Source organism: Pseudoalteromonas rubra, from assembly GCF_000238295.3.
Lineage (GTDB): Bacteria > Pseudomonadota > Gammaproteobacteria > Enterobacterales > Alteromonadaceae > Pseudoalteromonas > Pseudoalteromonas rubra.
Genome location: NZ_AHCD03000031.1, coordinates 113,722 through 123,832 on the forward strand (window position 1 = coordinate 113,722; position 10,111 = coordinate 123,832).

General features: G+C 47.6%; 6 protein-coding genes. 5 read left to right on the plus strand and 1 reads right to left on the minus strand.

Going from position 1 to position 10,111, the window contains the following annotated elements:
* Positions 1 to 77 precede the first annotated feature (77 nt).
* The 5 genes from rpoC to tuf all read left to right on the plus strand — a co-directional run bounded on the left by rpoC (position 78) and on the right by tuf (position 8,782).
* Positions 78 to 4,259: a DNA-directed RNA polymerase subunit beta' gene (rpoC, locus tag PRUB_RS08180; RefSeq protein ID WP_010387310.1), complete on the plus strand. Its 4,182-nt coding sequence runs from the start codon at positions 78 to 80 to the stop codon at positions 4,257 to 4,259.
* 191 nt (positions 4,260 to 4,450) lie between these two features.
* Positions 4,451 to 4,825, plus strand: coding sequence for a 30S ribosomal protein S12 (gene rpsL, locus PRUB_RS08185; RefSeq protein WP_010387308.1), 375 nt, complete (start codon positions 4,451 to 4,453; stop codon positions 4,823 to 4,825).
* Positions 4,826 to 4,927: 102 nt separating this feature from the next.
* Complete coding sequence (rpsG, locus tag PRUB_RS08190; RefSeq protein WP_010387307.1) at positions 4,928 to 5,398, plus strand: 30S ribosomal protein S7; 471 nt, start codon at positions 4,928 to 4,930, stop codon at positions 5,396 to 5,398.
* A gap of 27 nt (positions 5,399 to 5,425) precedes the next feature.
* Positions 5,426 to 7,540 (plus strand): elongation factor G, encoded by a 2,115-nt coding sequence (gene fusA, locus PRUB_RS08195; protein ID WP_010387306.1) that lies wholly within the window; start codon positions 5,426 to 5,428, stop codon positions 7,538 to 7,540.
* Positions 7,541 to 7,597: 57 nt separating this feature from the next.
* Positions 7,598 to 8,782, plus strand: coding sequence for an elongation factor Tu (gene tuf, locus PRUB_RS08200; protein WP_010387468.1), 1,185 nt, complete (start codon positions 7,598 to 7,600; stop codon positions 8,780 to 8,782).
* A gap of 506 nt (positions 8,783 to 9,288) precedes the next feature.
* Here tuf and PRUB_RS08205 read toward each other — a convergent pair.
* Positions 9,289 to 9,534, minus strand: a complete 246-nt coding sequence (locus tag PRUB_RS08205) for a hypothetical protein (protein WP_010387479.1) — start codon at positions 9,532 to 9,534, stop codon at positions 9,289 to 9,291.
* Positions 9,535 to 10,111 lie beyond the last annotated feature (577 nt).

Genomic DNA, 10,111 nt, shown 5'->3' on the forward strand with positions numbered 1-10,111 from the left:
GGCCCAGACCGGACTGAAAAGAATGAAGGGGCGAGCCCAGGCTTGCCCTCAAGATTAACTCCGACAGGAGAGCTAAGGTGAAAGACTTACTTAAGTTTCTGAAGCAACAAAATAAGACCGAAGAATTCGATGCAATTCGTATTGGTCTTGCTTCGCCGGACATGGTGCGTTCATGGTCTTACGGTGAGGTAAAGAAACCTGAGACAATTAACTACCGTACTTTCAAGCCTGAGCGTGACGGCTTATTCTGTGCCCGTATCTTCGGCCCAGTAAAAGATTATGAGTGTTTGTGTGGTAAGTACAAGCGCTTAAAGCACCGTGGTGTGATCTGTGAGAAGTGTGGCGTTGAAGTTACACTGACTAAAGTACGCCGTGACCGTATGGGTCACATCGAGCTGGCTAGCCCAGTTGCACACATTTGGTTCCTTAAATCATTGCCGTCTCGTATCGGTCTGATGCTGGACATGACGCTTCGTGATATCGAGCGTGTACTTTACTTCGAATCATTCGTAGTAACTGAACCTGGCATGACAACGCTTGAGCGTGGTCAGCTATTAGGTGAAGAAGAGTACCTGGATGCACTGGAAGAGCACGGTGATGAATTCGAAGCGAAGATGGGTGCCGAAGCGGTACTTGATCTGCTACGTGATTTGGATCTGGGTCAGCTAATCGCTGAAATGCGTGAAGAGCTGCCAACTATCAACTCTGAAACTAAGCGTAAGAAAATTACTAAGCGTCTTAAGTTGATGGAAGCATTCCACCAGTCAGGTAACAACCCTGAGTGGATGGTAATGAGCGTATTACCAGTTCTGCCGCCTGATCTACGTCCACTTGTACCACTGGATGGTGGTCGTTTTGCGACATCTGATCTGAACGATTTATATCGTCGTGTTATCAACCGTAATAACCGTCTTAAGCGTCTACTTGACCTAGCGGCACCAGACATCATCGTACGTAACGAAAAGCGTATGTTGCAAGAAGCGGTTGATGCGCTACTAGATAACGGTCGTCGTGGCCGTGCGATCACTGGTTCTAACAAGCGTCCTCTGAAGTCGCTTGCAGACATGATCAAAGGTAAGCAAGGTCGTTTCCGTCAAAACCTACTAGGTAAGCGTGTAGACTACTCTGGCCGTTCTGTAATCACAGTTGGTCCTACACTGAAACTGCATCAGTGTGGTCTGCCTAAGAAAATGGCACTTGAGCTATTCAAGCCATTCATCTACGGCAAACTAGAGCGCCGCGGCATGGCGACTACCATCAAAGCTGCGAAGAAGATGGTAGAGCGCGAAGTACCAGAGGTTTGGGACGTACTTGACGAAGTGATCCGTGAGCACCCGGTTCTACTGAACCGTGCACCAACACTTCACAGACTAGGTATCCAGGCGTTTGAACCGGTACTAATCGAAGGTAAAGCAATCCACCTGCACCCGCTAGTGTGTGCGGCGTATAACGCTGACTTCGATGGTGACCAAATGGCGGTACACGTACCGTTGACACTGGAAGCACAGCTTGAAGCTCGTGCGCTAATGATGTCGACCAACAACATCCTGTCTCCTGCGAACGGTGAGCCAATCATCGTACCTTCACAGGACGTTGTATTGGGTCTGTACTACATGACGCGTGACCGCATCAATGCAAAAGGTGAAGGCATTGTCTTCAAAGATGCGAAAGAAGCTGAAAAAGCATACCGTACTGGCGCTGCAGAACTACACGCACGCGTAAAAGTACGTATCGCAGAAGTACACATAGATGGCGAAACAGGTGAACGCAAAGACGTGACTGAAGTGGTTGAAACCACGGTAGGTCGTGCCATCCTGTCTTTGATCATGCCGACTGGCCTGCCGTTTGAATTAATCAACCGTGCGCTAGGTAAAAAGCAGATCTCTGGCCTGTTGAACGAGTGTTATCGTCGTCTGGGTCTGAAAGATACCGTTATCTTTGCTGACCAGGTGATGTACACCGGTTTCCACTACGCGATGAAGTCGGGTGTTTCTATCGGTATCAACGATATGGAAATCCCACCAACTAAAACTGGCATCATCGAAGCGGCAGAAGCTGAAGTTACAGAAATTAACCAGCAATTCCAGTCTGGTCTTGTAACTGCGGGTGAGAAATACAACAAAGTTATCGATATCTGGTCACGTGTTAATGAAAACTTATCACGCGAGATGATGGCGAACTTGTCGAAAGACACGGTTGTGAATGCGCAGGGTGAAGAAGAAGAGCAAGATTCTTTCAACTCAGTATTCATGATGGCCGACTCGGGCGCACGTGGTAGTGCTGCTCAGATCCGTCAGCTAGCCGGTATGCGTGGTCTGATGGCACGTCCGGATGGTTCAATCATCGAAACACCTATTACAGCAAACTTCCGTGAAGGTCTGAACGTACTACAGTACTTCATCTCGACGCACGGTGCGCGTAAAGGTCTTGCGGATACCGCACTTAAGACAGCGAACTCAGGTTACCTGACTCGTCGTCTGGTAGACGTTGCACAAGATTTGGTCATCAACGAAACAGATTGTGGTACCCTTGAAGGGACTGTGATGAAGCCGCTGATTGAAGGTGGTGACGTTGTAGAGCCATTGCGTGAGCGTGTATTGGGTCGTGTTGTAGCAGAAGACGTGGTTATCCCAGGCACTGACGAAGTGCTGGTTGAACGTAACGTGATGCTTGATGAGAAGCTGTGTGACCTGTTAGAAGAGCACTCAGTGGACGAAGTAAAAGTACGTTCTGTTATCACCTGTGAAAACGACTTTGGTGTGTGTGCTAAGTGTTACGGTCGTGACCTTGCACGTGGCCACATCATTAACGCGGGTGAGTCTGTCGGTGTTATCGCGGCACAGTCAATCGGTGAGCCGGGTACACAGCTTACGATGCGTACCTTCCACATCGGTGGTGCGGCATCTCGAGCGTCTGCAGAAAACAGCGTTCAGGTTAAGAACAACGGTAGCATGAAGCTGCACAATGCGAAGTTCGTAATCAATACCGACGGTAAGATCGTGATCACTTCACGTTCAACCGAAATTACGGTTATTGACGAACAAGGCCGTGAGAAAGAGCGCTATAAAGTGCCTTACGGTGCCGTATTGTCAGTGAGTGACGGTGCAGAAGTGAAAGGTAACGATATCGTCGCGACCTGGGACCCGCATAGTCACCCAATCATCATTGAGCACGAGTCTAAAGTATCGTTCAGCGACATCGACGATTCTAACACCGAAGCACAAACAGATGAGCTAACTGGTCTGACGCGTGTGGTTGTTAAAGACCTTGCTAAGGTGAATGCAAAAGAGCCTAAGCTGATCATTGAAAATGAAGAGCGTGGCCTGCAGGAAATTCGACTGCCTTCGTTCACTACCATCGAAATCACAGATGGTGCGACGGCACAGCCGGGTGATGTTCTGGCACGTATTCCGCAGGAAGGTTCGAAGACTCGTGATATCACGGGTGGTCTACCTCGAGTTGCTGACTTGTTTGAAGCGCGTAAGCCGAAAGATCCAGCAATCCTGGCAGAAATCACAGGTACCGTTAGCTTTGGTAAAGAAACCAAAGGTAAGAAGCGCCTGGTGATTACTCCGGAAGAGGGTGATGCATACGAAGAAATGATCCCGAAATGGCGTCAGCTGAACGTGTTCGAGGGTGAGCAGGTATCTAAAGGTGAAGTTATCGCCGATGGTCCTGAATCTCCGCACGACATCTTACGTCTGCGTGGTGTGACTGACGTATCTAACTACATCGTAAACGAAGTACAAGAAGTATATCGTCTACAGGGTGTAAAGATTAACGACAAGCACATCGAAACCATCATCCGTCAGATGCTACGTAAATGTATCATCCTTGATGGTGGTGACAGTGAGTTCCTGGCAGGCGAACAAGCCGAAGTGGCGCGCGTTAACATCGCAAACCGTGAGCTAGAGAAACAAGGCAAGATCCCAGCGAAGTTCGAAATTCAGCTGATGGGTATTACTAAAGCCTCACTGGCAACAGAGTCTTTCATCTCTGCAGCCTCGTTCCAGGAGACGACACGTGTCCTGACTGAAGCCGCAGTAAATGGTAAGAGTGATGAGCTTCGTGGTCTGAAAGAAAACGTTATCGTGGGTCGTCTGATCCCAGCGGGTACCGGTTTCTCTTACCACTTAGATCGCATCAACCGTCGTAAGCAAAATGAAGCTGCAGTTGAAGAGCAAACTGTAAGTGCTGAAGAAGCATCTCAGGCACTAACAGACGCACTAAATGCAGACTTGCTTGGTGGCCAAGACTAAAATTGACGAAAAACACGTCAATTGCAATAAAAAGGCAGCTTTAACGCTGCCTTTTTAGTTGTTTTGGTTGACAGGTTAAACTTTGCTCATTAAAATTCCGCCACCCATTTATTCGTTCGAATAACAGAACGCTTAAATTGGCGAAATTTGATTTTTTCAGTAGTAATTTTTATTAATTCAGGAGCTATTTAATGGCAACTATTAACCAGCTAGTACGTAAGCCACGTCGCAGCAAGGTTACTAAGAGCAACTCAGCTGCTCTTAAAGCTTGTCCTCAAAAGCGTGGTGTATGTACTCGTGTATATACAACTACACCTAAGAAGCCAAACTCTGCACTACGTAAAGTAGCGCGTGTTCGTCTAACGAACGGCTTCGAAGTAACATCTTACATTGGTGGTGAAGGCCACAACTTGCAAGAGCACAGTGTTATCCTAATCCGTGGTGGTCGTGTTAAAGACTTACCAGGTGTGCGTTTCCACACAGTACGTGGCGCGCTGGACTGTGCTGGCGTAAATGACCGTAAACAAGGTCGTTCTAAGTACGGTGCAAAACGTCCTAAGGGCTAATGGTTCTCCGTTAGTAAGGCCAAGCACTTAAGTTTTAATTTATATATTTTGTTTTGGGAATTCGTCGTAGTAAGACGAACCTGAAGATACCGGAGAAAGAAAATGCCTAGAAGACGCGTAATAGGTCAACGTAAAATTCTTCCAGATCCGAAGTTCGGATCAGAGCTTCTTGCTAAATTCGTTAACGTAGTAATGCTTGACGGTAAGAAGTCTACTGCTGAAAAAATCGTATATGGTGCGCTAGACGTGGCTGCTGAAAAATCAGGCAAGTCGCACCTAGAAATCTTCGAGTCTGCACTTGAAAACGTACGTCCACAGGTTGAGGTTAAATCTCGCCGTGTTGGTGGTTCTACGTACCAGGTACCAGTTGAAGTACGTCCAGTTCGTCGCAACGCACTAGGTATGCGTTGGTTGGTTGAAGCTGCACGTAAGCGTGGCGAGAAGTCAATGGGCCTTCGTCTGGCTCAAGAGATGATCGACGCTGCTGACAACAAAGGCACTGCGGTTAAGAAACGTGAAGACGTTCACCGTATGGCTGAAGCGAACAAAGCATTCGCTCACTACCGTTGGTAATCTGCCCAAGACCTTTAAGAGGATAATATGGCACGTACAACTCCTATTGAGCGTTACCGTAATATCGGTATTTGTGCTCACGTAGATGCGGGGAAAACCACCACCACGGAACGTGTACTTTATTACACGGGCCTGTCTCACAAAATTGGTGAGGTGCATGATGGTGCCGCAACTATGGACTGGATGGAGCAGGAGCAGGAGCGTGGTATTACCATCACTTCTGCTGCGACCACGTGTTTCTGGAAAGGGATGGATGCTCAGTTTGATGAGCATCGTATAAACATCATCGATACTCCCGGACACGTAGACTTCACCATCGAAGTAGAACGTTCATTACGTGTACTAGATGGCGCTGTAGTCGTATTATGTGCTTCATCAGGTGTACAACCACAAACGGAAACCGTTTGGCGTCAGGCGAATAAGTACGAAGTACCTCGCATGATTTTCGTCAACAAAATGGACCGTACCGGTGCAGACTTTCTGGCCGTTGTGGATCAGGTGAAAAAGCGTCTTGGCGCTGCACCTGTGCCAATTCAGTTACCAATCGGTGCTGAAGATGAATTTAAAGGTGTTATCGATCTTATCAAGATGAAAGCCATCAACTGGAATGCTGAAGACCAGGGGATGACTTTCAACTATGAAGAGATCCCGGCAGAGCTTCAGGAGCTGGCAGAAGAGTGGCGCGCAGAGCTACTCGAATCTGCCGCAGAAGCGTCTGAAGAGCTAATGGACAAATATCTTGAAGAAGGTGAACTGAGCGAGGCCGAAATTAAGGCCGCGATCCGTCAGCGTACATTGAACAATGAAATTGTGCCAATGAGCTGTGGCAGTGCATTCAAGAACAAAGGTGTTCAGGCTGTGCTTGATGCTGTGATTGAATACATGCCGTCTCCAACAGAGGTTAAAGAGATCCAGGGTATCCTGGACGATGAAAGCGAAGCAACGCGTCCTGCGGACGATGATGCGCCGTTTTCAGCTCTGGCGTTCAAAATCGCCACCGACCCGTTTGTTGGTACGCTTACCTTCTTCCGAGTTTATTCCGGCACAGTAGGTCAGGGTGACTCGGTTTATAACCCAGTTAAAGGCAAAAAAGAGCGCTTTGGACGTATCGTTCAGATGCACTCTAACTCGCGCGAAGAGATCAAAGAAGTTCGCGCTGGGGACATTGCCGCTGCAATTGGTATGAAGGATGTCACCACAGGTGACACGCTTTGTGCTCATGATGCTGTTATCACGTTAGAGCGTATGGAATTTCCAGAGCCAGTGATTTCAGTTGCAGTAGAGCCTAAGACCGTTGCTGACCAAGAAAAAATGGGTATCGCGCTAGGTAAGCTGGCTGCGGAAGACCCGTCTTTCAGAGTTGAAACCGACGAAGAATCAGGCCAAACCATTATTTCAGGTATGGGTGAACTCCACCTGGATATCATCGTAGATCGTATGAAGCGTGAATTCAGTGTTGAATGTAACGTAGGTAAGCCTCAAGTTGCTTATCGTGAAACGATCCGCGGCTCGGTTGAAGCCGAAGGTAAATTCGTACGTCAATCAGGCGGACGCGGCCAATATGGTCACGTTTGGTTGAAGCTCGAACCTATGGAAGTTGCTGATGAAGACGCACCAATTTACGAGTTCGTTAATGAAATCGTAGGTGGTGTGGTACCTAAGGAATACATTCCTGCGGTTGACAAAGGCATCCAGGAACAGATGAAGCAAGGTGTTCTTGCTGGTTATCCTATGCTGGGTGTGAAAGCTACCTTGTTTGATGGCTCATTCCATGATGTTGACTCAAACGAGATGGCGTTTAAGATTGCCGGCGCAATGGGCTTTAAGAAGGGCGCGCTTGATGCGCAGCCTGTGATTCTTGAACCCGTTATGAAGGTAGAAGTCACCACCCCTGAAGCAAACATGGGTGATGTCGTTGGCGACCTGAACCGTCGTCGAGGTATAATCGAAGGTATGGATGACTCATTTGGTGGTCTGAAGCAAGTTAATGCTCAGGTCCCGTTGTCTGAAATGTTTGGTTATGCAACTGATCTTCGTTCTGCAACACAAGGTCGAGCTTCGTACTCTATGGAATTTTCCAAGTACGCAGAAGCGGCGAAAAACGTTGCTGACGCAATTATTGCAGCTCGCGCTGTTAAGTAATTTTAGTTCGGTCCGGTCTTAGGGCTGGACTTTAATTTCTTTATAGGAATTTTTAAAATGGCAAAAGAAAAGTTTGAACGTTCGAAACCGCACGTTAACGTTGGTACTATCGGCCACGTTGACCACGGTAAAACTACCCTAACTGCAGCAATCACTAACGTACTTGCAAAAGTATACGGTGGTGAAGCGAAAGACTTCGCATCAATCGATAACGCTCCAGAAGAGCGTGAGCGTGGTATCACAATCTCAACTTCACACGTTGAGTATGACACTCCAACTCGCCACTACGCGCACGTTGACTGTCCTGGACACGCTGACTACGTTAAAAACATGATCACTGGTGCTGCTCAGATGGACGGCGCGATCCTGGTAGTTGCTGCAACTGACGGTCCTATGCCTCAAACACGTGAGCACATCCTACTTTCTCGTCAGGTTGGTGTACCTTACATCATCGTATTCATGAACAAATGTGACATGGTTGACGACGAAGAGCTACTAGAGCTAGTAGAGATGGAAGTTCGTGAACTTCTTTCTGAGTACGACTTCCCAGGTGATGACCTGCCTCTAATCCAGGGTTCAGCTCTTAAAGCGCTAGAAGGCGAGAAAGAGTGGGAAGACAAGATCGTTGAGCTTGCAGAAGCACTAGATTCTTACATCCCAGAGCCAGAGCGTGACATCGATAAGCCTTTCATCATGCCTATCGAAGACGTATTCTCAATCCAGGGTCGTGGTACTGTTGTAACTGGCCGTGTTGAAGCTGGTATCATCAACGTGAACGACGAAGTTGAAATCGTAGGTATCAAAGAAACTACGAAGACAACTTGTACAGGTGTTGAAATGTTCCGTAAGCTGCTTGACGAAGGTCGTGCAGGTGAGAACATCGGTGCACTTCTACGTGGTACTAAGCGTGATGAAGTTGAGCGTGGTCAGGTTCTTTGTAAGCCTGGTTCAATCAACCCACACACTAAGTTCACTTCAGAAGTATACGTACTGTCTAAAGATGAAGGTGGCCGTCATACTCCATTCTTCAAAGGCTACCGTCCACAGTTCTACTTCCGTACAACTGACGTAACTGGTAACGTTGAGCTGCCAGAAGGCGTAGAAATGGTAATGCCTGGTGACAACATCAAGATGACTGTTGAGCTAATCGTTCCAATCGCGATGGACGAAGGTCTACGTTTCGCGATCCGTGAAGGTGGCCGTACAGTTGGTGCTGGTGTTGTAGCTACAATCGTAGAATAATCTACAGATTGCAGTAACACTGTGAAAAAGGTCGCTTAGGCGGCCTTTTTTAATGCCTGAAATAGGGCGATGGAAAATGCGGTGTGGAAGTACATCCATGTAGCGACGCCCATCGCGCATCTCGATAATTGCTCCTGCATTATTCTACTTCCCCACATCCATGTGGGTCCGTGCGCTCACCTCCTCGTGCTGCGAAGCGGTGCTTCGTTCACTCGTCGCCCTTGCGCAAAGGAAATGCCAGTGCAAGCACTGTGTCATTAGCCCTTTGCACGATAGGTGGCATTCTCTACAGGGTAATGTTGGTGCTTGTAGCTACAATCGTAGAATAATCTACAGATTGCAGTAACACTGTGAAAAAGGTCGCTTAGGCGGCCTTTTTTAATGCCTGAGTGAAAGTTCATCATGTGAAGGTGGCATTCTCTACAAGGTAATGTAGGTGCTAGTTGCAACTATCGTTGAGTAATCAACAGTAGTGATGCAATAAGCATTGTGAAAAAGGCCATTCTCTAATAAAGAGCGTGGCCTTTTTTAATGCCTGAATGAAAGTCATCATGTGAAGGTGGCGTCTTCCACAGGGTAATGTAGGTGCTTGTAGCTACAATCGTAGAATAATCTACAGATTGCAGTAACACTGTGAAAAAGGTCGCCCAGGCGGCCTTTTTTAATGCCTGAAATAGGGCGATGGAAAATGCGGTGTGGAAGTACATCCATGTAGCGACGCCCATCGCGCATCTCGATAATTGCTCCTGCATTATTCTACTTCCCCACATCCATGTGGGTCCATGCGCTCACCTCCTCGTGCTGCGAAGCGGTGGTGACTCATCCATGTGGGTCCATGCGCTCACCTCCTCGTGCTGCGAAGCGGTGGTGACTCAAGGCTTCCTGCCTTACGCTCTTCGAGCCAGCGTAGCTGTTCAAAAATATTCCAGATATTTTTGTCGTTCATTCGTCGCCCTTGCGCAAAGGAAATGCCAGTGCAAGCACTGTGTCTCCATGTAGTGTAGCTCATCGCGCATCTTGATAATGATTTCTGTATAATTTTCCTCATCCACTTACGTATGGTTGAGTGCGCTCTTCGGGCCTGTCTTAGCATCTAGCAATATTCCGAATTATTTTTGTCTCTCATTTGCAATCCTTATGCAATGTAAAATACGGCAAGGCATTCAGTAGAAAGTAAAATTGAATGTTTATGCGTTATCCTGGACAGGTTTTAGCTCGGTAAATAGTCAAAAATGTCCTTTTTGCTGTAATTTTGCCCGAACGAGCTGTTTTTCTCACTTTTCTTCAAAAAAGGGGTTGCGCTGGGTTTCGATTTCCCTATAATGCGCA

Excerpts from the sequence above, each read along its gene's own strand:
- rpsL (WP_010387308.1), top strand. The coding sequence starts at position 4,451 with ATGGCAACTATTAACCAGCTAGTACGTAAGCCACGTCGCAGCAAGGTT.
- rpsG (WP_010387307.1), top strand. The coding sequence starts at position 4,928 with ATGCCTAGAAGACGCGTAATAGGTCAACGTAAAATTCTTCCAGATCCG.
- fusA (WP_010387306.1), top strand. The coding sequence starts at position 5,426 with ATGGCACGTACAACTCCTATTGAGCGTTACCGTAATATCGGTATTTGT.
- tuf (WP_010387468.1), top strand. The coding sequence starts at position 7,598 with ATGGCAAAAGAAAAGTTTGAACGTTCGAAACCGCACGTTAACGTTGGT.
- PRUB_RS08205 (WP_010387479.1), bottom strand. The coding sequence starts at position 9,534 with ATGCAGGAGCAATTATCGAGATGCGCGATGGGCGTCGCTACATGGATG.